At 42.9% G+C, this 22,157-nt stretch carries 24 protein-coding genes; 9 read left to right on the forward strand and 15 right to left on the reverse strand.

Annotated elements, in window-relative coordinates:
- Positions 1–710: 710 nt before the first annotated feature.
- Genes EXU57_RS02185 through EXU57_RS02200 form a run of 4 tightly spaced genes read left to right on the forward strand, consistent with a single transcriptional unit; the run spans position 711 to position 2,515 of the window.
- On the forward strand, positions 711–1,034 hold the full coding sequence (locus EXU57_RS02185; RefSeq protein WP_133266518.1) for a metalloregulator ArsR/SmtB family transcription factor: 324 nt from the start codon (positions 711–713) through the stop codon (positions 1,032–1,034).
- 6 nt (positions 1,035–1,040) lie between these two features.
- Positions 1,041–1,532, forward strand: a complete 492-nt coding sequence (locus EXU57_RS02190) for an SRPBCC domain-containing protein (RefSeq protein ID WP_133266519.1) — start codon at positions 1,041–1,043, stop codon at positions 1,530–1,532.
- The gene (locus tag EXU57_RS02195; protein WP_133266520.1) at positions 1,516–1,920 is read left to right on the forward strand and encodes a DoxX family protein; all 405 of its coding nucleotides are present in this window, start codon (positions 1,516–1,518) and stop codon (positions 1,918–1,920) included. Before EXU57_RS02190 ends, EXU57_RS02195 begins: the two co-directional genes overlap by 17 nt.
- Positions 1,910–2,515 carry a YdeI/OmpD-associated family protein gene (locus tag EXU57_RS02200; RefSeq protein ID WP_133266521.1) on the forward strand — a complete coding sequence of 202 codons (606 nt, stop codon included), beginning with the start codon at positions 1,910–1,912 and terminating at the stop codon, positions 2,513–2,515. The genes EXU57_RS02195 and EXU57_RS02200 overlap by 11 nt, the downstream gene beginning before the upstream one ends.
- Positions 2,516–2,548: 33 nt before the next feature.
- On the opposite strand, the gene EXU57_RS02205 is transcribed toward EXU57_RS02200, so the two are convergent.
- Entirely contained in the window at positions 2,549–3,397 is an 849-nt protein-coding gene (locus EXU57_RS02205) for an alpha/beta hydrolase family protein (protein WP_133266522.1), read from the reverse strand.
- A gap of 284 nt (positions 3,398–3,681) precedes the next feature.
- On the opposite strand from EXU57_RS02205, the gene EXU57_RS02210 reads away from it, so the two are divergent.
- Positions 3,682–4,017 carry a phosphoribosylpyrophosphate synthetase gene (locus EXU57_RS02210; protein WP_207955359.1) on the forward strand — a complete coding sequence of 112 codons (336 nt, stop codon included), beginning with the start codon at positions 3,682–3,684 and terminating at the stop codon, positions 4,015–4,017.
- Positions 4,018–4,021: 4 nt separating this feature from the next.
- Positions 4,022–5,197 (forward strand): MFS transporter, encoded by a 1,176-nt coding sequence (locus EXU57_RS02215; RefSeq protein ID WP_133266523.1) that lies wholly within the window; start codon positions 4,022–4,024, stop codon positions 5,195–5,197.
- A 92-nt stretch (positions 5,198–5,289) separates the two neighbouring features.
- On the opposite strand, the gene serA is transcribed toward EXU57_RS02215, so the two are convergent.
- From serA to EXU57_RS02250, 7 genes are all read right to left on the reverse strand, one after another.
- On the reverse strand, positions 5,290–6,525 hold the full coding sequence (gene serA, locus EXU57_RS02220) for a phosphoglycerate dehydrogenase (protein WP_133266524.1): 1,236 nt from the start codon (positions 6,523–6,525) through the stop codon (positions 5,290–5,292).
- Between the two features lie 221 nt (positions 6,526–6,746).
- Positions 6,747–6,995 carry a type B 50S ribosomal protein L31 gene (locus EXU57_RS02225; RefSeq protein WP_133266525.1) on the reverse strand — a complete coding sequence of 83 codons (249 nt, stop codon included), beginning with the start codon at positions 6,993–6,995 and terminating at the stop codon, positions 6,747–6,749.
- Between the two features lie 146 nt (positions 6,996–7,141).
- Positions 7,142–7,633, reverse strand: coding sequence for a YajQ family cyclic di-GMP-binding protein (locus EXU57_RS02230; RefSeq protein ID WP_133266526.1), 492 nt, complete (start codon positions 7,631–7,633; stop codon positions 7,142–7,144).
- A gap of 486 nt (positions 7,634–8,119) precedes the next feature.
- The gene (locus EXU57_RS02235; RefSeq protein ID WP_165958001.1) at positions 8,120–8,566 is read right to left on the reverse strand and encodes a carboxypeptidase-like regulatory domain-containing protein; all 447 of its coding nucleotides are present in this window, start codon (positions 8,564–8,566) and stop codon (positions 8,120–8,122) included.
- A 166-nt stretch (positions 8,567–8,732) separates the two neighbouring features.
- On the reverse strand, positions 8,733–11,177 hold the full coding sequence (locus tag EXU57_RS02240; RefSeq protein WP_133266528.1) for a TonB-dependent receptor: 2,445 nt from the start codon (positions 11,175–11,177) through the stop codon (positions 8,733–8,735).
- Positions 11,178–11,658: 481 nt separating this feature from the next.
- Positions 11,659–12,825: a prolipoprotein diacylglyceryl transferase gene (locus EXU57_RS02245; RefSeq protein WP_133266529.1), complete on the reverse strand. Its 1,167-nt coding sequence runs from the start codon at positions 12,823–12,825 to the stop codon at positions 11,659–11,661.
- 373 nt (positions 12,826–13,198) lie between these two features.
- Positions 13,199–13,615, reverse strand: a complete 417-nt coding sequence (locus tag EXU57_RS02250; RefSeq protein WP_133266530.1) for a BrxA/BrxB family bacilliredoxin — start codon at positions 13,613–13,615, stop codon at positions 13,199–13,201.
- 200 nt (positions 13,616–13,815) lie between these two features.
- Between EXU57_RS02250 and EXU57_RS02255 the strand changes: the two genes are divergently transcribed.
- Both EXU57_RS02255 and EXU57_RS02260 read left to right on the forward strand, forming a co-directional pair.
- Entirely contained in the window at positions 13,816–14,247 is a 432-nt protein-coding gene (locus tag EXU57_RS02255) for an Hsp20/alpha crystallin family protein (RefSeq protein ID WP_133266531.1), read from the forward strand.
- 93 nt (positions 14,248–14,340) lie between these two features.
- The gene (locus tag EXU57_RS02260; protein WP_133266532.1) at positions 14,341–15,210 is read left to right on the forward strand and encodes a TraB/GumN family protein; all 870 of its coding nucleotides are present in this window, start codon (positions 14,341–14,343) and stop codon (positions 15,208–15,210) included.
- A gap of 13 nt (positions 15,211–15,223) precedes the next feature.
- Here EXU57_RS02260 and EXU57_RS02265 read toward each other — a convergent pair whose 3' ends face one another.
- The 7 genes from EXU57_RS02265 to thrS all read right to left on the reverse strand — a co-directional run bounded on the left by EXU57_RS02265 (position 15,224) and on the right by thrS (position 21,345).
- Entirely contained in the window at positions 15,224–15,679 is a 456-nt protein-coding gene (locus EXU57_RS02265; protein WP_133266533.1) for a nuclear transport factor 2 family protein, read from the reverse strand.
- Positions 15,680–15,786: 107 nt separating this feature from the next.
- Positions 15,787–17,184, reverse strand: coding sequence for an arginine decarboxylase (locus tag EXU57_RS02270; protein WP_133266534.1), 1,398 nt, complete (start codon positions 17,182–17,184; stop codon positions 15,787–15,789).
- Positions 17,185–17,310: 126 nt separating this feature from the next.
- On the reverse strand, positions 17,311–17,655 hold the full coding sequence (gene rplT / locus EXU57_RS02275; RefSeq protein WP_133266535.1) for a 50S ribosomal protein L20: 345 nt from the start codon (positions 17,653–17,655) through the stop codon (positions 17,311–17,313).
- Between the two features lie 91 nt (positions 17,656–17,746).
- Entirely contained in the window at positions 17,747–17,944 is a 198-nt protein-coding gene (gene rpmI, locus EXU57_RS02280) for a 50S ribosomal protein L35 (RefSeq protein ID WP_133266536.1), read from the reverse strand.
- A gap of 355 nt (positions 17,945–18,299) precedes the next feature.
- Positions 18,300–18,647: an MmcQ/YjbR family DNA-binding protein gene (locus EXU57_RS02285; RefSeq protein ID WP_133266537.1), complete on the reverse strand. Its 348-nt coding sequence runs from the start codon at positions 18,645–18,647 to the stop codon at positions 18,300–18,302.
- A gap of 98 nt (positions 18,648–18,745) precedes the next feature.
- On the reverse strand, positions 18,746–19,333 hold the full coding sequence (gene infC, locus EXU57_RS02290) for a translation initiation factor IF-3 (protein WP_133266538.1): 588 nt from the start codon (positions 19,331–19,333) through the stop codon (positions 18,746–18,748).
- A 71-nt stretch (positions 19,334–19,404) separates the two neighbouring features.
- Positions 19,405–21,345: a threonine--tRNA ligase gene (gene thrS, locus EXU57_RS02295; protein ID WP_133266539.1), complete on the reverse strand. Its 1,941-nt coding sequence runs from the start codon at positions 21,343–21,345 to the stop codon at positions 19,405–19,407.
- A 218-nt stretch (positions 21,346–21,563) separates the two neighbouring features.
- Between thrS and EXU57_RS02300 the strand changes: the two genes are divergently transcribed.
- On the forward strand, positions 21,564–22,157 hold the full coding sequence (locus EXU57_RS02300; protein WP_133266540.1) for a bifunctional nuclease family protein: 594 nt from the start codon (positions 21,564–21,566) through the stop codon (positions 22,155–22,157).

The following is a 22,157-nucleotide window of genomic DNA, read 5'->3' on the forward strand; positions in this document are numbered from 1 at the left end:
CACATGCAAATAAATTACCTGGTTCAAAAGCCGTTACTTTGGTACCACAAGTCGTAAAGCGTCATTTCGAAAAATCGTGCGGTTGCAGATATTAGTTTTGCGCCGAAAAATTCCCGATCAGAAAGCTCTAAATCACTACAAGAGTTTAGCAGATCTATCATTGTCCCAGATGGCACTACTGAAAGCTGCTTACTTTTCGATAAGTCTTATAGTCACCCAACTGAAAGGTTAGGAGATCCACATGCAATATCGTCGTGAGTATTGCTGCTACTTAACATAATATTAATTATAGGAAAAAAGAAGAGACTTGTTGAAAGAAGTTTAATCGCCGTTAATAAGTCCGACTGAAAGCAAGATATAGCGCTTACGTATGGTTTTCTTACAGGCTAAGATCTAATCCGGGAAAGTTCTGCAAACCAGTTTAGCAACCATCATCCGAAAGCCTCCGCCTGAGAAAACCAGCCAAATGTTTGTATCACCATATTATAGGAAGCTGGTTGAATTACCCGGTTTTTGGTGAATTCCATAATGTGCCTGACTAATGTTTAACACGGTTAACGCTTATTGATCGCTCAATCCATACCAGCTCATTTGATCAAACCTTAGAGCCCAGCGTCTTTTATGTCCCGTTTCTGTTTCCGGAAAAAAATTATCAAACCATATTGTGTAGTTAAATAACTTCATTAAATTCGTAGCTAAATAGCTACGCAATGAATCTTAGACGCGATGTTTTCCAGGCCATAGCTGATCCGACCAGACGTGCAATATTGTTGTTGGTCGCCACCCAATCCATGACAGCCGGAGCAATAGCCGCAAACTTCGACACCGCAAGACCAACCGTTTCAAAACACCTGCAAATACTTTCTGAGTGCGAACTGCTCGGGTCGGAACAAAATGGCAGGGAGATTTACTATCACATTAATGCAACAAAAATGAAAGAAGTAGCAGATTTTATTGAGCCCTTTCGCAAGATGTGGGATGATCGCTTTAATAAGCTGGAAGACATCATGAAAAATTATAAACCCACTAAATAATATTTTATGGCACTAAAAACCAAAGTCGACGCCAAAGACGGTCAAAACGATTTGCTTATTACAAGATCGTTTGACTTGCCGGTAGAATTGTTATTCGAGGCGTACATCAACCCTGAAATTGTTGAGCAATGGATGGGAACTAAAGTACTAACACTCGAAAACAAACGGCATGGCAGCTGGCACTTTCAAACCTTTGATCCTAACGGGAACATCGTATTTGAGGCAAATGGTGTTATTCATGAGTTTAGTCCAAACCTGAGAATCATTCGCACTTTTGAAATGGAGAATGCTCCTTTTGGTGTTCAGTTGGAGTTCCTGGAATTTGAAAAGGTTACAACCGATACCAGTAGACTCAATATGCATATAGTGTATCGATCGGTGGAACAACGTGACCGGATGCTCCAACTTCCATTTGCAAAAGGCTTAAATATGGCTCACAACCGGCTCGAAGAAGTCGTAAACCAACTTAAAATCAAGGGTTATGAAAAGGTCAAATAAAATCATTTACTGGATTGCCACAATATGGCTCTGTTTGGGCATGTTGTCCAGTGGCATCGTACAACTGCTTAGGTTGAACACCGAAGTTGACTTTATTACAAAGTTGGGCTATCCTGTATATTTCATCTCACTTATTGGTGTATGGAAAATTCTCGGAGTTGTAGCCTTACTTTCTTCCGGATTGCTCATCATAAAAGAATGGGCGTACGCAGGTTTTTTCTTTGTTATGTCAGGAGCCATATTTTCACATATTGCGTCTGGCGATCCGCTCCCGGAAATTCTTCCTTCGATGCTCCTGCTTATATTAACAGTTGTTTCATGGATTTTCCGGCCAGCTAACCGGAGAGTTTTAATAGTCAATCATCAAAGCCAAGTATATGAATCCTAAAGTTGATTTTTATTTTGACAAGCCCGGTAAGTGGCAGAAAGAAATTCAGCAGTTAAGGGCTATTGTTCTTGATTGCGGACTTACGGAGCAGCTAAAATGGGGAGTACCTTGTTATACCCTTCCTTCGCCTTTAACAGGAGGGTCAGCAAAGGAAAGAAACATTGTTCTTATCCATACATTTAAGGAATACTGTGCACTCCTATTTTTCAAAGGTGCCCTGCTGAATGACGCAGATGCGCTATTGATACAACAAACCGAAAATGTGCAGGCTGGTCGCCAGATACGGTTTACTGGTTTGCAGGAAATCAACAGCCTAAAAGCAACACTGAAGGCGTACATTTTCGAAGCTATCGAGGTGGAAAAAGCTGGTTTGAAAGTGGAATATATTAAGAACACAGCCCTGGTGCTACCGGAAGAATTTGTAAAGCGATTAGAAAAGGATCCAGCTTTGAAGACCTCATTTGCGAAATTAACTCCCGGTCGACAACGCGCATATAATCTATATTTTACGGCACCCAAACAAGCTAAAACACGTGAGGCGCGAATTGAAAAATGCGTAGCACAAATTCTCGAGGGTAAAGGACTCGAAGATTAACTGCATTGAACGGAGCAGGCATGTTGTCATCCGTTATGTATTACCAAAAAAAGAGATCGTTTTATTTACAACCGCTTGCATTGGCTCGGGCAAGTCATCAGCTTGCCAGGGATGCTTTCGACCAAAAACATGATCTGACGGCACCACGAACAGCTCTGCTAAAGGCTGCCAGCTTTGAAGTTCTTTTGCCTTTTCAACTGGTACGGCCTCGTCGAATGTACCATGGCACAATAACACGGGTATCTTCAATGAACGGATTGCCGCAGCTATGTTAAGTCTTTCGTGATTATGCTGGAAGTCTTCATAAAGCTGGTAATACAACGGCAGGTTCTGTTTGGTACGGCTGTTCAACGAATACTCAACACCTGATTGTTTCCAGTTTTCAATCCGGTTGGCCGGCCAGTTTGTCCATGGCGTTTTGCACTCGCTGATTGCTGCCCATGTTGCAACTTTCTTTATCCGCGCATCCTCGGCAGCTTTCAGCATAACAATCCCACCACCCATACTGTGACCGATTAAATAAACGTCAGGTGAGCCCATTTCCTTAAACAACGCGTTGTCAGCACTTGAAATCCAGTTTAGCACATTACCGAGATCATCAAGTTCTTTCGTGTAATTGTTGTTTCCATATGCTTCAAGATCAACAAATTCCTCCGGGTGTAGCGGGGTAGTTCCATTATGACTAAAATTGAATTTTACAAAAACGAAACCCTGGTTGGCAAACTGGCTGGCAATTAAATCGAAGTTGCCCCAATCTTTAAAACCATTAAAGCCGTGGGCATAAACTACAATCGCCTTAGCCGCTGCTGTAGGGTAAAATACATCAACAGTCATTGGACAATTTGCGAAGCCGGGCACAATTAGATTCTTATACATTTTCATGTGTAGTCGTTTTTTACGGGTCCAAAACCAGTTACAAAAACAGTGATTCATAGGGCTGATGTGCAGGCATACTATCCCATCTATTAAATAAACTTACTGTCCCTTTCACCCGGTTACAACTTAATCCGCAGCAAAAATTCACCCTAAAGTTATCACTCCTAAGCCAGCACGTCAGGGACAATGAATATAAAACTAAAGCCGCGATCCAGGCGGAAGTACAAGGGAGTGACACAACGATGTTGGGCCAGGTTCAACTGCCGGCTAAAAAATCACCTTGTTGTAACATGTTTATTATCTTTCTCAAAATTTCAGCTATGCACGCTTATGATACTGTTTCAGAAGCTCTAACGGACCTTAAAGACCGTGGATACACCACAGATTTTAATATCGCTTTCGACAAACTTGAATGTAGCACTACACGAAAATGCCTTTACGCCAACGATTTCGAAATTGTGGAGCATTACCGGTTTGAAGGCGAAAGTGATCCCGGGGATGAGTCAGTAGTGTATGCAATAGAACAAAAATCAGGAACCATGAAAGGAGTTGTTGTTACGGCATATGGCACCTACAGCGAACCGGTGAGTGATGATATGATTACGAAGCTTAGCATCCAGGGATAAGGGGATGATTACAAGAACAGTTTGGATCCTTTCTTTGGTGAGCCTGTTGACTGACACGGCAAGCGAAATGCTTTACCCCGTTATGCCACTATACCTGCAATCAATTGGCTTTACTATTGTTGGCATTGGCCTGTTGGAAGGATTGGCTGAAGCTGTTGCAGGTTTAAGCAAGGGCTACTTTGGAAAGTGGAGTGATGATATCGGCAAAAGGCTGCCCTTTGTACAACTGGGGTACCTTTTGAGCGCGATATCTAAACCTTTGATGAGCGTATTAACGTATCCGCTCTGGATATTCAGTGTACGTTCACTGGATCGTATTGGTAAAGGTTTGCGTTCGGGACCCCGCGATGCACTATTGTCCAACGAAGCAACCAGTGAAACCAAAGCACGCATTTTTGGATTTCACCGGTCAATGGACACTGCGGGTGCAGCGTTGGGTCCATTAATCGCGCTACTATTTCTATACTATCATCCGGGGGCCTACAAGCCGTTATTTTTGCTTGCTTTTTTACCCGGGCTGTTTGCAGTGGCTGCGTCGCTTTTCTTGAAGGAGAAAACAGGTATAACGACCAGGCAACAGAAGGTATTTTCGCTTCGTGCTTTTTACAGCTACTGGATCGAAAGTGCGGACACCTACAGAAAGCTCGCCACTCCCCTACTGATTTTTGCACTGGTAAACAGTTCTGATATTTTTTTATTGCTAAAGATGAAAGAAGCAGGTTTACCAGATACCTGGCTTATAGGAACATACATTTTTTATAATGCAGTTTATGCCGCATCTGCCTACCCGGCCGGCATAATGGCTGATCGATTTGGTTTAAAAAAAACACTCGTGCTAGGGCTTATACTATTCAGCATAAGTTATGCAGCTATGGCATTTGCAGGTAACCTGTCGATGTTTGTCCTTGTCTTCCTGGGTTATGGACTTTATGCCGCGGCAACCGAAGGTGTATCAAAAGCATGGCTCAGCAACATTGTTCCCAGAAATGAAACGGCAGCGGCTATTGGTACCTTCTCAGGTTTTCAAAGCATTGCAGCCTTAATTGCAAGTACCGTTGGAGGGCTGGTATGGTATGCCTTTGGGAGCACCGCACTATTCGTGTTGGCCGCTGCCTTAACCCTGATCATTGCCGTTTACATCTACCTAAACGTTCCCATATCGTCTGCTCAGCAAGCCTGATGGCAGTAATCCGGTTGTGGTTTACCCCGTATAAAGAATAAGTAGGTAAGCTTTAACCAGATTAGCCAGACAACCGGGGTAAGCTGAGCAGCTTAATAGAGTAACCTCACCTTGATGGTTCCTTTTACCTGCCTGAGCAGTTCGGCAGCGTGGCTAGACAACTTCTTGTCGATATCAAGTACCACATACCCGATCTCGTCATTCGTTTTGAGGTATTGCCCGACAATGTTGATATCGTGTTTGGACATCTCGGTATTGATTGCACTCAGAACTCCCGGCACGTTCTTGTGAATATGTAATATGCGGTGAGCTCCTTCCTGCGGCGGGAGGTTTAACGCCGGCACAGTATGCGAACCATTGGTTATGCCTTTTTCGAGGAACTGGAATAACTTATTACTTACGTCTTCGCCAATATTTTGCTGAGCCTCCTGGGTGCTTCCACCAATATGTGGCGTGAGGATCACATTAGAAAGATTTTTTAATGGTGTGTCAAACGAGTCACCATTCTTTTCAGGTTCTTCAGGAAAAACATCAATTGCAGCACCGGATATATGACCCGCTGTAATCGCTTCACTAAGCGCTGTTAGGTCGACTACTTCGCCCCGCGCATAATTGATGAGAATACCACCTTTTTTGAAAGATTTGATCACCGATTCGTTGATCAGGTTTTTTGTTGTTGGAAGATCAGGCACGTGTAAGGTGACCACATCTGCGGAAGCAACAAGGTCGTGCAAGGTTTTCTTATCAACCGCATTACCCAGTGGCATCTTGGTTTCTGTGTCGTAGAAACAAACTTTCATTCCAAGTGCTTCTGCGAGTACGCTAACCTGGCTACCGATGTTGCCGTATCCTATGATGCCCAGGGTTTTTCCCCGCAACTCGTAACTTCCCGCGGCTTCCTTTAACCATATGCCTTTGTGGGCAGCAGTATTCTTGTCGGGGATACGCCTTATAAGCATTATTGCGGCGCCAATCACCAATTCAGCCACGCTACGGGTATTGCTATAAGGCGCATTGAAAACAGCAACACCTTGCCGGGTGGCTTCTTTAAGGTTTACCTGGTTAACCCCAATACAAAAGCATCCAATAGCCTGTAGCTTTTGTGCTGCCGACAGCACTTCCGGGGTGATCATCGACTTGGACCTGATACCAAGCAGGTGAACGTCTTTAATGGCCTTTACGAGGTTTTCTTCACTTAGCGCACCACTTAATTTCTGAATGTTAGAATATCCGTTTGCCCGGAAAAGTTCGACTGCCTTGTCGCTAATGTTTTCGAGGAGGAGAATCTTGATCTTATCTTTCGGGTAACTGGTAGCTTTTGTATCCATTAACGGGTTTTAAGAGGCCGCGAAATTAGGACTTTATCTTTATAAGCATTGTCTACTGGTACAGTAGATTACTTACCTGCTAAATTATAGCCTGCCCGGAAGGTAAATTCTACAAGTTTTTCGCCATCAATAAAGTGGGAAGAGCGTTGTCAGGCATTAGCATGTTATAACGGAGCATAAAAAAACCCCTCTTTTCGGAGGGGCTTCGCTTGCAAGGGCAATTATTTTTTCGCGTAACGCTTTTTGAATTTGTCGATACGACCAGCCGTATCCACCAGCATATTCTTACCGGTATAAAATGGATGGGATGTATTTGAAATCTCGAGCTTTATAACGGGATATTCGTTACCGTCTTCCCACTTAACCATTTCCTTTGAATTGGCAGTAGAGCGGCTTAAAAAGCTAACACCGTTACTCATGTCTTTAAAAACAACTAAACGGTAATTTTCGGGATGGATACCTTGTTTCATTATGATTAGAATTTATAATGCATGGATTTGGCCATGCCGGTTTTTGTCGAGGGGCGAAATTAGCTATTCAGTAGCTTTTAGCCAAAATTATTTACCCTGCCAGCTGGCTGTCCGCTAATGGGAATAATAGCATTTTAGATATCCTTCTACGACTTCATGTTCACATACTGAAGTGCCAAACCGAAGTTTGCACCTTTACATAATGCAATAACTTCCTGAAGATCGTCTATCTTTTTACCGGTTATACGGATCACATCATCCATAATTTGCGCCTGAACCTTGATCCCGCTGTCTTTAATTGCTTTTACGATCTTCTTTGCATCATCCTGCTTTATACCGTTTTTAACCTCTACTTCTTTCTTCACAATCTTACCACTTTGGTAATGCTCCTTCGAAAAGTCAAAAGCTTCGGCCGCAATACCTTGTTTCATGCTTCGGCTGATCATTACGTCCTGGATCTGGTCGAGCTTCATTTCACTTTCCGCCTCAACGTCAATCTTGTAATCTTTCTTGTTCAGGGTAATTTCTACATGGCTGTTTTTGAAGTCAAACCGGTTTTGAATTTCTTTCTTTACCGTATTTACTGCATTGTCAAGCGTCTGCAGGTCAACTTTACTGGTAATGTCAAAAGAAGGCATAAGCAAATATTGGTTTAATGTGTTAGGTAGTGCAAAGATACTTGCGGGTTGCTGATATCTCAAAGTTGATTTGAAACATCACGAGTGATAAGCAATGAAGGCCGAATACCCTAAGTGTTACCATTGAAAACTTTTGCGACCAGTGGAAACCCTTTGCATTGTAGACAGGCACTTCGATCGGATCCCTTCGGTCAGGCGTTGCACCCGTTGTACGCCAGTTTCCCGCCTGGGTTGCTGATGCTTACCCCTGATTGAACTTGCCCTCAATAAGGGTCATGATCAAACCTGGCCAAAAAAGAGGCCCTTGTAGAAACAAGGGCCGTTTTCCTTATAATGCACATGAGAGAAAAAACAGTGTATTAAGTTTCCTGCCCTACCCTATTCTGTTCTTCCTGTGACGCACTGTTGCGCTTTCTTGGCTGAAGAACAGCATTTTGGTTTTTGCCAAAGCGATAGGTGAAATTCATATCAATTGCCGGCTATCGTTTATGTTCCGGCATTTGTTACCGCTGCCTCAACATTCACAACCGTTTTGTCGATCTTGTTTTCGATGAGCGGACGGGTGCTGGTAACCTGAACCGTTGCTAATGTTTTCCCGGCGGTTTTAAGTGTAACGTTAGGTAGACTAATTGATGCGTTAGCTGTCGCGACGTCGACCACCTCACTGATGTACGATGCAAGACCTACAGCGCTTATCGTAATCCTGTACTTTCCAACGGCAAGTTTTTCAAACATATATTTGCCTTCATCCGGAATAGCAGCTTTCACCAGTACTTTATCAGCTGCTCTCAGCCGGCTTATGGATGCACCATCGATTGAATGATTATGCTCTCCCACCACCATACCTCTTAGAATCCCATTCCTGTCCTGACCGGCAACTGTCTGGCTAAACAGTGCAACAATACTAAGCACAGCAACTAATTTGGTAAACATCAGCATTAGGTTGGTAGTTGTCTCTTACAGGCACTAAGATGACATGGTGAAAGAAATATTTTAAGCCAAAATGGGATAAGTGGAACTTTTCGTGTTTGACTGGAAAGGAACCCCTGCACCATTTTACCGGGGTGAAAATGCACATTTTGCACCCCTGAAAACACTACTAATTGCTTCCTCCGCTGTTTACCCTGTTCTGTTCCTCACCTGCCCCACCGGCCTTTTTTCTTGCAGGCGAAATATTGTTTTTTCCAAAACGGTAAGTAAAGCTCAGGCTTGCCTGTCGGCTATCCCTGGAACTAGCAATCCTAACATCAACGTCGCTGTACCTGGCATAACCATTAAATCTTTGGGTGAAGAAAATATCCCGTACACCTAGTCTGAAGGATCCTTTTTTCTTAAACGCCTGCTTGGAAATACCAGAATTCACTGCCCACATCGGACCTGCTACCAGCAAGCCTTCTGCAGCCCTGCTACGGTAAAATCCACTTACTTCAACAGCCCACCCTTTTGGTAGCGTAAAGCTGTTGGTGACGTTTGCCACAAACGTGCTGAATTGTATATCAATCGGATCTGCCTGGTATTTTCCTTCGTAGTGGTTCTTGTATAAGTTCAGATAAACGTTGGTGTTCCACCACTTCGTCACGGGGGAGTTCATCATTACGGCCACTCCAATCTGTTCCATGCTGTTAACGTTATCCGTTGTTTGGTAGGTAATTTTCTTTTCGGTATCCTGCTTCAATAGCTGGGTAATTACATTGTTTGTACGGCTATAGTTAAGGGTGGTGGTAACGATACGCCTGAACGTATGACTTAGTTCTGCTTTATTCGTAAACTGCGGTTGCAGGTATGGATTACCCTGCCCGTAGGTAAGTGAGTCAAGAAAATATACAAAAGGATTTAGATCGCCATAGTTTGGACGGTCAACCCTCCTGCTATAACTGAAATTGAGCTGATGTTTTTCATTTAAATCCATCCCAATCCCAAGGTTTGGAAAGAGGTTGGTGTACCTGCGGGTAAAGCTTGAGTCGTTGCGAACCTGCATCCCATTTGAATTGGTATGCTCAAGCCGCAGACCGGCTGTAACATTTAATCGTTTCCAGGACTTTGATGTAGTAACATAGCCGGCGTGGATTGCTTCCTTGTAGATAAACTGGTTTGATCGGTCGTCCACCTTCCAGGAGGTTCCGTCATAGCGGCTGTAGTCAACCTGGTTATCGGTATTTACCAGGCTGCTTTTCAAACCACTTTCGAATTTAAAGGTCTTCGACAGCGGATGTACATAGTCTGTCTTGATACTGTAGATGTTGATATCTGACGGTATCAATCCCTTCAATGCAAGATCCATCCCACTTCTTGTACCATAACCATTATAGGTTTCGGTATGCATTAGTGTATTGTCGTTTCTTTCGTAACGGGCATAATCTAAATCAGCCGTCAGTTCTCTTCCCGAGGAGTCAAACGTGTGCTTGAAATTTGCGTTTGATGAAACATTTACGAACCGGGAATGATTGTCATTAATGGTATTTAATGAGTACGTAATTTTTCCCGAAGCGTCGCGGACATTGATCCTGCCCGTTGGGTTTTCTGCGCCATTACTTATGCTGCCATTAACTACAAATCCAATGATGTCTCTTTTAGAAAGGTTATAATCAAAACCGGCTTTTACATTATGACTTTCACGCGTAAAATGTGGACGGGTCACCTGGTCAGAGGTTCCGGCAATGGTTTTCTTATCGGCCTTGTAAAAATTTCGTGTGATTACGAGATTATTAAAGCCTTCAGAATAGTTATGACCATAGCTACCAAAAACATTAAGCTTGTCTTTTCGATAGTTGAGGTTCAGACTGCTATTAAACCGCGCGTAAATACCTTGAGTATACGTGGTTGACAAGCTACCATTCATTCCCTTTATGGTGATCTTTTTTGTTTTAATGTTGATTATCCCGGAGTTGCCGGCTGCATCATAGCGTGCCGGAGGGTTCGTCATGATCTCAATTTGATCAAGGTTGTTACTCTGCACATTCCTAAGAAAACTCGCAAGATCAGCACCACTCAAATAGGTCGGTTTTCCATCTATCAGCACCATCACCCCGCTTTTTCCCTGCAGGCTGATGTTACCATCTTTGTCAACAGATACACCTGGTGATTTTTCGAGCAGTTCCAGGGCATTTAACCCGGCATTTGTAGCGGATGCTTCCACGTTAATTAAGGTTTTACCGGGCTTTTGCTCGATAAGAGGTCTCTTAACAGATACTGTTACGTCTTTAAGGGACTTGGTGATCGCTTCCAGGATGATGCTTTTTGTTATACGGGGGGTGGAAGAGCTTAAATCCATTTTGTCAATACTGAAGTTCTTGTACCCAACTGCAGTTACAAGTATAGAATAGGTACCAAAATCAACTTGTGGAACTACGAACGCTCCTTCCTTGTTGCTTACCACCATCCTGAGAATCTTTTGATCAACCAACCGGAACAACTGTATTGTAGCACCTTCTATAGGCATCAACTTCGAGGTGACCGTACCGCTTACTTGTCCCCGTGTTTCGAGTTGACTAAAGGAATAAAGGGAGATAAATAACGCAAGTGTTATGGTGAGAAAAGTTTTCATGTTATAGGTATTGAGAGTACTTGAGATCATTTATTACACAGCTAAACTAGCTACTATGTAAAACAAGGTACAATGTTTTAACATGAACGGTAAATGGCAGTGATAACTGGCATTAGGAACCTGATAGGCCTAAAAGAGGAAAATTCATTTAAAGGAAGATTTTAGCACCTCTGGATAAGTTCGGCATGCTGCTGTTGAAACTGGATTTTTTCAATTATTTAATCTATAGCCTACTTCAGGGTTGTACGATATTGTACATGCTTCACCAGCGCAGGAGCGGGTAAGATTGAAGATGATGTTATTGGTTCGGGTACCAATTAACCTTCCCCTGTCGGTTCCGACTGAGTCTTGCTAGGTTATTCATAGCAAAAGGTAGATTGAGGAATCTTCGGTTCAGGAAAGCCAATCGGGAGTGCATAAGCCTGCGCACGCCAATTTAGCGGATAGGGCGCTGGTGTAATAGAAAAGTGTAGTCTCGTGACTAATGGATGTTCTGAGGAGCAACGTCGTGCCGTCTTGATTTCATAATAATGATCAGGATTATGCCGCCTAGAATAGAACAGACGGCGATCAGTTCAGCCTGGGTGGGATGAAAACTTCCGAAGTTGTACTTTGTATTGACCCGGATTAGTTCTATTAAAAATCTTTCCACCCCGTTCAAAATGAGGTATATGCCCGCCAGAACTCCAGGTGTAGTTACCCGCTTCCTGATGGACCACAGAAAAAAGAACAATAATAAAGCGGCAAGAATTTCGTAAAGTGGTGTAGGGTATACACCTGCAGGAAGTTGATTACAATACTGGCCCACACAACCCGGAATGGGTACACCCTCATTCACTACGTTATTGGGATAGGTGTAAGACCATGCCCAATCAGGTAACCACGAAAATGGCTTAGGTGAATTATTTACAATGCCCCAGTCACCATCACCGGCAACCTGGCACCCCATTCTTCCAATTCCATAAGCCAACATCATTGGCGGGGCAAATGCATCAGCAACATGGATAGGCTTCATATTGTTCCTGCGGCAGTAAAACCAGATCGCAATGGTTGCACAAATCAAGCCTCCATAAAAGGTCAAACCACTAAAAGAAATAAGTGAGCCCCATGGGTCCTGTGCAAACTCATCCAGGTTCTCAAGATTATGAAAGATCTTGGCCCCGAGAAATCCAAACACAGCGGCATATATCACAAGATCTCCTACCCTGTCCTGCGGCCAGATTCGTATGGTCCTTTCTTCAGGTTTGGCAAGCTTAAGTTTGTTTTTTTCATACCATTTCAAACCGGCGAACAACAGGCCGACAAAAATCCCTGCGGGAACGTTACCCTGCGAAGAAAGAATATAGGTTTGGGTGTCGGCCAGCGCATCACGATCGATAAATGCGCCGACTATCTTGTAACCCATGATAAAACCCAATACAAAATTTAACAGCAATTCCACCAGTGTAGCAGGCTGGCCGACCATTATCTTCTCTTCTTTATACGTCAGAAGCCCCTCTTTGCTTTTGCGCGCGAGTTCCAGCGTTAAGGTCCAGGCCGCGATCATAAAAGCAAGTGCCACAAAAAAGCCAAATGAATTCACCAATTTCAGCCCGCTCCATTCAACACCGAAAAGATCTTTGAACGCGTAGTATAAATTAGGATACATGTATCTGTTGATTGATTCTGTAAAGTGTGCAATGTTAATCAGAAAAAGCCACCTAAAACAAGCACGACAAATATTTACAACCCCAGCTTAACCCATGCAACACTACCCTCATTTCCGTTAATACACACTTCTTCTTCCAAACCCGAAAGAAAAAAAGGGTTGTACAGCTAACTGCATCGTGAGTCTAAAGAGGGCATCGCGTTGCCGGAAAAACAGGCCGGATAGTCAACATAAAAGTGATTGTGCAATATTTCCCGCTCCCGTCTCGCTCAATTGGGTCCAAAAAAAAACCCTCTCCTTAGAAAAGGAAAGGGTCATTTACTAACCCATCCATGACAAAGCTGAAAACAGCACGGATGAAAACTTTAATATCTTAAGAACAATGCGTTTCGAAAGCCGCAATAAGATTGCTGGCAATCATTTGCGCGGGTCTTCCTTCAATTTGATGACGTTCGATAAAGTGAACGAGTTCGCCATTTTTAAATAAGGCAATAGCTGGTGAAGATGGCGGATAAGGCATTAGATGCTCACGTACTTTATTAACGGCTTCCGTATCAAAACCCGCAAACGCAGTTGTGAGGTTTTCAGGTTTCTTAGCGGCATTTGCAACTGCCATTAATACCCCCGGGCGTGCACTTCCTGCACTGCAACCACAAACGCTATTAATCATCACCAGGGTAGTTCCTTCTTTACTTAAAGTGTTCTCCACTTCATCAGCTGTCGTAAGATCTTCAAAGCCGTTTTCGGTGAGTTCGGCTTTCATCGGTAACACTATTTCTTTCGGGTACATATTCGTCTTTTTAAGTCCTTTCTAATGCAAAAATAAGGAAAACCCGAATTCAAAAAGAAAACTTTTTATGCTTTAATGGCAGTGGAATCTAATTCCATCAGACACTCTGTCGCATTCTAGCGCGAGATCCTGTAATAACTACTTGATTTCCGCACTGGTATCCTATTTGAAAATAACAAGGAAATTAAAAACGATAAACAATGATACTCACAAAATCTTATCCCGCAAACAAAGGCCTTAACAATGTTTTTGACGAATTCTTCGGAACGTTTCCGCAAACATTTACTAAAACCATCCACAATGGTATTACGCCTGCAGTAAACATTTTCGAAAGCGAAGAAGCATACCACCTTGAGCTAAACGCGCCCGGCAGGAATAAAGAAGATTTTAAATTAAACCTCGACAAAGGACTGCTAACCATTTCTTTCGAGCAGAAATCAGAAGCCGAAAATAATGGCTTGAAAACAGTTCGTAAAGAGTTCAGCTTTGCAAGCTTTAAGCGTTCTTTTACCATTGACGACAAAATTAATACTGAAGCCATCCAGGCGAAGTATGAAAGCGGAATACTTAAGATCTATCTTCCAAAGAAAGAAGAAGTGAAAGCTGCTCCTCAACAAATACAAATTCAATAAACTTTACTTTCATAGCAGTTGGTATTAGTAGGCCCGGTGTTTTTACACCGGGCTTTTTTGTTGTTGATTTAAGCCATTATATGATATTTGCGTATGCTAAAAGCCCTACTCAATACTGTTTTCGCAATTAATCTTGCTATACTCTGCAACTTCTCGCCCGTGCAGTCACAAGCTCAGTCGCTCTTATGGGAAGTTAGTGGCAAAGGCCTTCAACAGCCATCATATCTCTTTGGAACTATGCACATCATGTGTAAGGCTGATTTAACGGTTCCCGATGTCGTTCGCCAAAAAGTAACAGCCGCTAAACAAGTCATAATGGAAATTGATCTCGATGACCCGGGCATGATGAAGGATATGATGACCGGCATGCTTATGAAGGACAGCTCACTGGACCAGTTTATGAGCGCCGGAACTTTCGATAGTGTATCTACAATTTTCCAGAAAAGTGCAGGTTTACCATTACAGATGATGAAAAAAGTAAAGCCAATATTATTGCTTCCAATGATCTATCCTTCGATAATGCAATGTCAACCGGAAGGATGGGAAAAGGTGTTCCAGGAGCTTGCGACCGAACAAAACAAAGAAATAAAGGGTCTTGAAACCATCCTGGAACAAATGAAAGTCATCGAAAGTATTCCTCATGCCGAACAGGTTCAAATGTTTACCAGCTCCCTGTTTAACCTCGATAGTTTAAAGACCGAATTAAATAAGCTTATAGCAGTTTACAAAACAAAAGACATCAACAAAGTTTATGAGCTTACGACAAGCTCGAAAGACTTTGATATGTATGAGAGCCAGATGCTCACCACCAGGAATATAAAGTGGATCCCGGTTATGGTTAAAGAAGCAACAGCAATGCCTACGTTTTTTGCATTTGGAGCAGCACATATGGGTGGGAAAACAGGGGTGATCGAATTATTGCGCAAACAAGGATTCACGGTTAAACCAATCAATTATAATTAATGCCGGACCAGTTCTATTTACACCCCGTTTTGCGGCGGGTATCAATCAGGTAGTGAATCTTCCATCCGCCTTGCGTACGTACCAGCTGAAATGAATTCACTCCACAATGACTGAATTTACCGGCATAGTAGAATTCGTAAGGGGTCCACACCGAAGCAAGGTCGCCATCTACCTGAACCGAGCTAAAAGTTATCCGTTCATCAGCCGAGTCCTTCGGCAGTTTCCCGATCTGTTCAGCAAACCTGCTTATGGCCACACTTTTTACTTCCGGCTCCCCTGTCAGTTTATTTGCACCTATTGTTTGAAGCATTCCACTGTCGGTAAAACAAGCCCGTAATCGCTGTCCATCACTGGTTTTCATGGCGGTAAATAGCGATGTTACTGCAGCCTTCACAGAGTCAGCTGCACTTTGAGCACCTGTTTTTTGAGCTGCAATAAGCATTACGAATAATACGAAAACACGGTACATGTTTTTAAATTTTTCAGGTAAACAAAAAGCTGCCCCGCCAAACGGGACAGCCACTATTTTTAATTCAAACTTTGCCTATGTAACAATGCTATATATGGCGAAACAGCTTATAGGTAACCAAGTATTTTCAACATACTTTGTGCAGATTGCTCCTTTGCATAAACCCAGTCGATCAACTTTCCGTTTTTATCATGCCCTACAATAATGTGTTTCGGACTTGGGATCATGCAGTGCTTTATCCCTCCGTATCCACTTATCTGGTCCTGGTAGGCCCCTGTGTGAAAAAAGCCAACATATAACGGCTCGCCCGAGGAAATCTTAGGCAGAAACACTTCGTTAATATGCTCCTCACTATCGTAATAGTCATGGCTATCGCAGGTAATCCCCCCGAGAACCACCCGGTGATATTCCTGGTTCCATTTATTGATAGGTAACATCAGGAATTTTTCGCCTATACCCCATGTGTCGGGCAACGTGGTAATAAAAGACGAATCAATCATGTACCAGTTTTCACGGTCGTTTTGTACTTTCTGACCTATCACACTGTAAATATGCGCCATGCTTTCCCCTACGGTATAACTACCGAATTCAGTAAAGATGTGTGGCATAGGCACCTTGGCATTTTTACAGGCTTTTTTAATATTACCAACGATCTCATTAATCATAAACTGGTAATCATAATCAAACCCAAGCGAATGTTTGATTGGGAACCCCCCACCGATATTGATGCTGTCTAACTCGGGGCAAATCTTCTTAAGCTGGCAATAAAGGTTAATGACCTTGTTGAGCTCACTCCAATAATAGATATCGTCTTTAATACCTTTATTCAAAAAGATGTGGAGCATTTTTAGTTGAAACTTGTGCTCGTAACCTTCAATATGGTCAACGTAAAATTCAAGGATGTCTTTTGCGCGCATACCCAACCGCGAAGTATAAAACGGGAATGTTGGCTCTTCTTCTGCCGCAACACGAATACCAAGCTTAAAGGGTGTCTTTACAGTCTTCTTGTAAGCCTCAATCTCCTCAGCATTATCTAACACAGGAATAACATTTTTAAAGCCGCTGTTAAGCAGGCTTACAATTCTTCTCGTGTACGACTTCTGTTTATAACCGTTACAAATGATGTAGGTGTCCTTCGTCACCTTCTTCCGCGCATAAAGCCGTTTTATAATCTCAATATCGTAGGCATAGGAAGTCTCGAGGTGAATATTATTCTTGAGCGCTTCTTCCACCACAAATGAAAAGTGAGAACTTTTGGTGCAGTAACAATAATGGTAGTCCCCTTCGTATTTGTGCTTCTTAAAAGCGTTAGCAAACATCTGCTTGGCTTTGTTAATCTGCATCCCTATTTTCGGCAGATAACTAAGCTTAAGCGGGGTTCCGTACTTATCAATAAGAGCTTTAAGGTCAAGGTTGTTGTATTGCAGGTATTCGTTCTCTAAATGAAAACCCTCCTGTGGAAAGTGGAAGGTTTGCTTCACCAGGTCGGTGTAAGAATTATTCATTCGTATGGGTCAGTATTAAATTTTAAGTAGGTCCGGTTAAATACCAAAATTAGATGATTGAATAATATAAAAAACAAAAAAACCGGGAAGTGATTACTCCCGGTTATTACCATAAGTTTGGTAGCATTACTTCACCGAAGCAATCAGCGCTTTAAACGACTCGGGCTCATTCATAGCAAGATCAGCAAGTACCTTACGATTAAGGTCAACACCTTTTACGCTTAAGGCGTTAATAAATTGACTATAGGTTAACCCTTCTTCCCGTACTGCTGCGTTTATACGTGCGATCCACAAAGTGCGGTACTCACGTTTTTTAAGCTTACGACCAACATAGCTGTAGGTCATACCCTTTTCAACAATATTTTTAGCTACTGTATATACGTTTTTACGCTTACCGTAAAAACCTTTGGCCTGCTTAAGAATATTCTTTCTTCTGGCCCTGGATGCTACCGCATTTTTTGAACGTGGCATGTTCTGATTTTTTTGTGGTCCGGTTTAATTTCACACTCGTGCCGGACATGATTGAATAATTACTTTCCTGGTTGCGTTTCCGCTGCTTCGACTACTTTAAGCCAAGCAGGCGTTTAACAAAGTGCATGTTAGACGGGTGAACCGTACCTTTCAACGACATTGCACGCTTGCGCTTAGTGGATTTCTTTGTTAAGATGTGGCGTTTGAAGGCTTTCTGGAAAGTAATTTCACCTGTGCCGGTAACCTTGAACCTTTTTTTTGCGCTTGAGTTTGTTTTAACTTTAGGCATCTTGAATAATCAATAAAGATTACACCCTGCTGGCGGGTCTCACGGGAGACCACTTATGGAGCCTTGTGGGTAATATACGTGTCGCAGGATCGGGAGACCCTTACAAAACGGCTGCAAAAGTAGGGCTTTTGAAACGAACTTCCGACTGGAACAAGAATATTTATGGACCAAACAGTTGATTATCGAGGCAACATCGTTGCGTCGCACTCTTGTACATGGATATTTCTATTCAGCTTACGCCTGCAGCAGCACGTCTGCTGGTAATGGGTTTGGTGACCTACGTTGTAATAAGTATTGACATTAGTCCTTCCACCATGACATCATTTAATCGAATTACTGGCAGCATAGTTCCCGGTTACAAAATACCCAGGTCTTTTTGCGCCTTCTTCGGCAGCTTCGAGACGATTAGCTTGTATGAAGTGGCAATGTAGTGCTCCCACTCCTGGTTGGAAAGGGCGGTGGGACTTTTAACATGTACCCATTTATTTTTTGCAAGGTAAGGTGCAGGTGTAATGTTTTCCCGTTCAATAAGCTGCTGAAAATCTTCGTCGGTGCATTTGAAAGAAACGCCAAATGAACCTTCGAGTCCCGTAACACAATACATTTTAGCTGCGATGGTAAAACAAAGGTCCGCACCCCACTTGATATCTTCCAGGGTTTGGGGCAGCGACAAACAATATTTCCTGATTTCTTCAATATCCATAAAAAAAGCAGTGGATAACCACTGCCTGTATGTAAACTTTTGAAATATTAGATCCGGTAATTGTAGAATTGGAATTCATACCGGGTGATTGTAAGCTGTTAAGAGGCTTGCTTTCCTGCTTTCTTCTGGCCCTTTGGCGCAAAAATAACCAACATCCTCTTGCCTTCCATCTTGGGCATTCCTTCAAGTACGCCTACTTCTGCCAGGCGCTCTGCAAATTTGAGCAGCAAAAGCTCCCCACGATCCTTAAACATAATTGCCCTTCCCTTAAACTGAACATAAGCCTTTACTTTGTTCCCGTCTTTCAAGAACTTCTCAGCATGCTTACACTTAAAATCAAAGTCGTGATCGTCAGTAGAAGGTGTAAATCGAATTTCTTTTACCTCACTTTGCTTTGCATTTGCCTTCATCTCTTTTTCCTTACGCTTTTTCTCGTAAAGAAATTTCTTATAATCGATGATGCGGCAAACTGGTGGAGCAGCGTTTGGTGATATCTCAACCAGGTCGAGGCCTTGTGCCTCGGCCATTGCTAATGCTTTTTCTGTCGGATAGACACCTGGTTCTATCCCCTCGCCTACTAATCTCACCTCAGGAATCCTGATCATCCTGTTGGTGCGGTGTTCCTGTGGTATCTCTCTTCTAAAATTGGGGTTACGCCCCCTAAAAAAACCCGGGTTTACTGCCATTAAATCTTTTTTGGTTATACTTTTTTTGGTGACTGGAAAAATTTTCCTGGGATCATTGTAAAAGTAACAAATTATTCAAAAGTGCTTTTACTTTCTACTTCTTCTTTAAGGAATTCTGTTACTTCTTCAACTGACCTTGTCCCGATATCTCCTTTCGATTGTTTACGAAGCGATATTCGTCCCTCATTCATCTCCTTTTCACCCACTACAAGCATGTAAGGTATCTTGTTCATTTCGGCTTCACGGATCTTTTTTCCGATTTTCTCATTCCGGTCATCTACTTCAATCCGCAACTCAGATTGCTGCAATTTTTGTTGTACCTCCTTTGCATATTCAATGTACTTATCGCTGATCGGTAGCACAATCCCCTGAACAGGGGCCAACCACAACGGGAACTTACCGGCGCAGTGTTCTATCAAAACCGCAATAAAGCGTTCTAATGATCCAAATGGCGCGCGGTGGATCATTACCGGGCGGTGTTTCGCATTGTCTTCGCCGATATAAGTAAGATCAAAACGTTCAGGAAGATTATAGTCAACTTGAATTGTACCCAGCTGCCACTTTCTGCCGATGGCGTCCTTAACCATAAAGTCGAGCTTCGGACCGTAGAACGCTGCTTCACCATATTCAATAACCGTGCGTAGGCCTTTCTCGGCTGCGGACTCTATGATAGCCTGTTCGGCAATGTCCCAGTTCTCATCACTTCCAATGTACTTACTACGATCAACCTGGTCGCGAAGTGAAATCTGTGCAGTAAAATCAGCAAAGCCAAGCGAGCTGAACACGTATAGTACAAGGTCGATTACCTTTTTAAATTCATCTTTCACTTGTTCTGAACGACAAAACAGGTGTGCATCATCCTGGGTAAATCCCCGAACCCGGGTTAAGCCGTGGAGCTCGCCGTGTTGCTCGTACCGGTAAACCGTCCCGAACTCAGCAAGGCGCAGCGGAAGATCCTTGTAACTGCGCGGAGCAGCTTTATAAATTTCGCAGTGATGAGGGCAGTTCATTGGTTTTAGAAAAAACTCCTCTCCTTCCTGCGGGGTTTTTATAGGCTGAAAACTGTCTATGCCATATTTTTCATAGTGCCCGCTGGTGATATAAAGATTTTTATGCCCGATATGAGGGGTTACAACCGGCAGATACCCCGATGCAATTTGTGCCTTTTGAAGAAATTGCTGGAGTCGCTCGCGCAACATAGCACCTTTAGGCAACCATAGTGGCAACCCGAGACCAACCCTTTCTGAAAAAGTAAACAACTCAAGCTCTTTACCAATTTTACGATGGTCGCGCTTTTTTGCCTCTTCGAGCAAAACAAGGTATTCTTCAAGCTCCTTTTGGTTGGGAAATGTTACACCATAAATGCGGGTCAACATTTTACGTTTCTCGTCGCCCCGCCAATAAGCACCGGCAATACTCGTGAGCTTTACCGCTTTTATGGCTGCAGTAGTCGGAATATGTGGCCCTCGGCAGAGATCCGTAAAATTGCCCTGGCTATAAAAAGTTATTTCGCCATCATTCAGGCCTTCTAATAGTTCAAGCTTGTATTCGTCATCTTTCTTTGTGAAGTATTCAACAGCTTCCGCTTTACTAACACCTCTACGCACGTATTCGCTATTTTTCTTTGCGAGTTCAGCCATTTTCGCCTCCAATGCACGCAGGTCTTCTTCTGAGATCTGGCGATCGCCAAGATCTATATCATAATAGAACCCTTTCTCAATCGCCGGCCCAATTCCCAATTTTACACCGGGATAGATTGCTTCAAGCGCCTCGGCCATCAGGTGAGCGGAGGAGTGCCAAAAAGTAGATTTTCCATCAGCATCGTCCCAGGTAAGCAATTTTAAGTTTGCATCCGCATCAATAGGACGTGTCAAATCCCATACTTCGTCGTTTACTTTGGCTGCAAGTAATTTCCTGGCAAGGCCTTCACTAATAGACCTGGCAATATCCATGGCCGAAGTGCCTTGTTCATATTGTCGTACAGCGCCGTCCGGAAAGGTAACGTTGATCATAAATAAGGGTCGCAATAAATGTTTAAAGGAGTGCAAAGGTAATAAACAAATAGCGGTTGAACTGAAGAGAGAACAGCTGCCATGTTCAAACTTAATGCTCTTGTAAAACTTTTTAAAATACGCTAGTTCTTAAGATTATATTGGAGCACAAAAAGTAATGTTTCAAATCGTAAATCTTTACATTTGCGCATTAAAACCCTGAAGATTCAATTGCAGGTATGAAGAAAATAGAACTGGAAATAGTTGCATTATCCCACAGCATTACGCAAACGCATTCTTATGCAGTGGTTTTGGGAGAAGTGAATGGCCTGCGTCGTTTACCAATAGTAATTGGAGGCTTTGAGGCACAGGCCATCGCTGTGGCCCTTGAGCGTATGCAGCCAAGCCGTCCATTGACACACGACCTATTGAAAAACTTTATGAACGCCTTCAATGTCGAACTTCAGGAAATAATCATCAGCGATCTCCAGGAAGGCATTTTTTATTCTAAGCTTGTTTGTATCAACGAACACGACACCGTTGAGATCGACAGTAGAACCAGCGACGCTCTGGCCCTTGCAGTGAGGTTTGGTTGCCGTATCTATACTTTCGACCACATATTGGAAAGTGCAGGGATACTCATGGATGATGCCCCTGGCAAAAAGAAGAAAGGGAGTGCAGCTACAAGTCCTACGGTATCTGAAACCGGTAGTAAAGATGATCTTAGCGCGTTAAGTTTAGAAGAACTAAACAATCTTTTAAATGAAGTGCTTGAACAGGAAGATTATATCCGCGCTATATCTATCAGGGATGAAATTAATAAACGTAAGTAA

The sequence above is a fragment of the Segetibacter sp. 3557_3 genome, assembly GCF_004354985.1.
In the GTDB taxonomy this organism is placed as follows: Bacteria; Bacteroidota; Bacteroidia; order Chitinophagales; family Chitinophagaceae; genus Segetibacter.

What these genes read in the sequence shown, in the direction of transcription:
- rplT (WP_133266535.1), bottom strand. Translation starts at nt 17,655, where the DNA reads ATGCCACGTTCAAAAAATGCGGTAGCATCCAGGGCCAGAAGAAAGAAT.
- EXU57_RS02235 (WP_165958001.1), bottom strand. Translation starts at nt 8,566, where the DNA reads ATGTTTACCAAATTAGTTGCTGTGCTTAGTATTGTTGCACTGTTTAGC.
- EXU57_RS02200 (WP_133266521.1), top strand. Translation starts at nt 1,910, where the DNA reads ATGAATCCTAAAGTTGATTTTTATTTTGACAAGCCCGGTAAGTGGCAG.
- EXU57_RS02190 (WP_133266519.1), top strand. Translation starts at nt 1,041, where the DNA reads ATGGCACTAAAAACCAAAGTCGACGCCAAAGACGGTCAAAACGATTTG.
- EXU57_RS02265 (WP_133266533.1), bottom strand. Translation starts at nt 15,679, where the DNA reads ATGTACCGTGTTTTCGTATTATTCGTAATGCTTATTGCAGCTCAAAAA.
- EXU57_RS02250 (WP_133266530.1), bottom strand. Translation starts at nt 13,615, where the DNA reads ATGTACCCGAAAGAAATAGTGTTACCGATGAAAGCCGAACTCACCGAA.
- EXU57_RS02210 (WP_207955359.1), top strand. Translation starts at nt 3,682, where the DNA reads ATGTTTATTATCTTTCTCAAAATTTCAGCTATGCACGCTTATGATACT.
- rpmI (WP_133266536.1), bottom strand. Translation starts at nt 17,944, where the DNA reads ATGCCTAAAGTTAAAACAAACTCAAGCGCAAAAAAAAGGTTCAAGGTT.
- EXU57_RS02300 (WP_133266540.1), top strand. Translation starts at nt 21,564, where the DNA reads ATGAAGAAAATAGAACTGGAAATAGTTGCATTATCCCACAGCATTACG.
- EXU57_RS02225 (WP_133266525.1), bottom strand. Translation starts at nt 6,995, where the DNA reads ATGAAACAAGGTATCCATCCCGAAAATTACCGTTTAGTTGTTTTTAAA.
- thrS (WP_133266539.1), bottom strand. Translation starts at nt 21,345, where the DNA reads ATGATCAACGTTACCTTTCCGGACGGCGCTGTACGACAATATGAACAA.
- EXU57_RS02205 (WP_133266522.1), bottom strand. Translation starts at nt 3,397, where the DNA reads ATGAAAATGTATAAGAATCTAATTGTGCCCGGCTTCGCAAATTGTCCA.
- EXU57_RS02285 (WP_133266537.1), bottom strand. Translation starts at nt 18,647, where the DNA reads ATGGATATTGAAGAAATCAGGAAATATTGTTTGTCGCTGCCCCAAACC.
- infC (WP_133266538.1), bottom strand. Translation starts at nt 19,333, where the DNA reads ATGGCAGTAAACCCGGGTTTTTTTAGGGGGCGTAACCCCAATTTTAGA.
- EXU57_RS02230 (WP_133266526.1), bottom strand. Translation starts at nt 7,633, where the DNA reads ATGCCTTCTTTTGACATTACCAGTAAAGTTGACCTGCAGACGCTTGAC.
- EXU57_RS02215 (WP_133266523.1), top strand. Translation starts at nt 4,022, where the DNA reads ATGATTACAAGAACAGTTTGGATCCTTTCTTTGGTGAGCCTGTTGACT.
- EXU57_RS02195 (WP_133266520.1), top strand. Translation starts at nt 1,516, where the DNA reads ATGAAAAGGTCAAATAAAATCATTTACTGGATTGCCACAATATGGCTC.
- EXU57_RS02185 (WP_133266518.1), top strand. Translation starts at nt 711, where the DNA reads ATGAATCTTAGACGCGATGTTTTCCAGGCCATAGCTGATCCGACCAGA.
- EXU57_RS02245 (WP_133266529.1), bottom strand. Translation starts at nt 12,825, where the DNA reads ATGTATCCTAATTTATACTACGCGTTCAAAGATCTTTTCGGTGTTGAA.
- EXU57_RS02255 (WP_133266531.1), top strand. Translation starts at nt 13,816, where the DNA reads ATGATACTCACAAAATCTTATCCCGCAAACAAAGGCCTTAACAATGTT.
- EXU57_RS02260 (WP_133266532.1), top strand. Translation starts at nt 14,341, where the DNA reads ATGCTAAAAGCCCTACTCAATACTGTTTTCGCAATTAATCTTGCTATA.
- EXU57_RS02240 (WP_133266528.1), bottom strand. Translation starts at nt 11,177, where the DNA reads ATGAAAACTTTTCTCACCATAACACTTGCGTTATTTATCTCCCTTTAT.
- serA (WP_133266524.1), bottom strand. Translation starts at nt 6,525, where the DNA reads ATGGATACAAAAGCTACCAGTTACCCGAAAGATAAGATCAAGATTCTC.
- EXU57_RS02270 (WP_133266534.1), bottom strand. Translation starts at nt 17,184, where the DNA reads ATGAATAATTCTTACACCGACCTGGTGAAGCAAACCTTCCACTTTCCA.